Annotated in this window: 1 protein-coding gene; it reads right to left on the bottom strand. The window is 74.3% G+C overall.

The features are described from left to right. Positions 1-1,060, bottom strand: a 1,060-nt coding sequence (locus AC04L7_RS19450) for a TolC family protein (RefSeq protein WP_475513809.1), incomplete at both ends; no start/stop codon positions are given.

Here is a 1,060-nt window from a genome sequence, read left to right on the forward strand (position 1 = left end):
GCGCGGCCACCTTGGCGCTTTCGTCGCGCGAAGCCTGCAGCGCGGCGCGGCGGTCGAGCTCGCGCGCATAGGTGCCGAGCGCGGTCTCGGTTTCGCGCAATGCGGTCAGCACGGTGCCGTCGAACTTCGCGAGTGCGGCGCGCGTGCCGGCCTCGGCCTGGGCGATGCGGGCCTGCGCGATGCCGGTGTTGGGGAGGGTCCAGGAGATCAGCGGGCCCATGCTCCAGCCAATGGTGTCCTTGCGGCCGAAATCGCTGGCCGGCCCGGCCGACGAGGCCGAGAGCCCCAGCGTCACCTTCGGATAGAGATCGGCCGTGGCCACGCCGATGCGTGCGGTGGAGGCCGCCAGGCTGCGTTCGGCCTGGCGGATGTCCGGGCGGCGCCGCAGCAGGGCCGCGCCATCGCCCACCGGCAGCGTGCCGGCCACGCGCGGGGGCACGGTGCAGCCGGCCACCTCGCGCGGGAAGTCCTGCGGCAGGGCGCCGGTCAGCGTGGCCAGGCGATAGAGCGCGCCCTGGCGCTCGGCCTGCAGCGGCGGCAGCGCGGCATTCAGCTGCTCCAGCTGCGCACGCGCTCGGTTGGCGTCGATGGCACCGGCGCGGCCCGCGCGCTGCAGGCGCTCGGTGACGTTCAGCGCGTCCTGTTGCAGCGCGACGGATTTCTGCGCGATCTGCAGGCGCAGCCCGGTCGAGCAGGCCTGGGCGTAGGCGCGCGCGGTGCCCGCGGCCACGTTCACGCGCACGAGGTCGAGCGCGGCCGCGGCGGCCTCGGCGTTGGCGCCCGCGGCTTCGATGCTGCGGCGTATCTGGCCGAACAGGTCGACCTGGTAGGACAGGGAGGCACCCGCGCTGTAGTTGAAGCGGCTCGGCGGCTCATAGCCCTTCTGCAGCATCGACAGGCCCGACGCATGGCCGAACGAAGGGCCGCCGCTCACGCCGAGCGTGGGGCGCTGGCCGCCGGCAACCTCGGCCTCGATGGCGCGCTCGCGCTCCAGGTTTGCGACCGCCTGCCGCAGGTCGGTGTTGTGCGCGAGGGCCTGCGTGACGAGCCGGTCCAGCAG

This window comes from Pseudoxanthomonas sp. LjRoot204_2, from assembly GCF_056175765.1.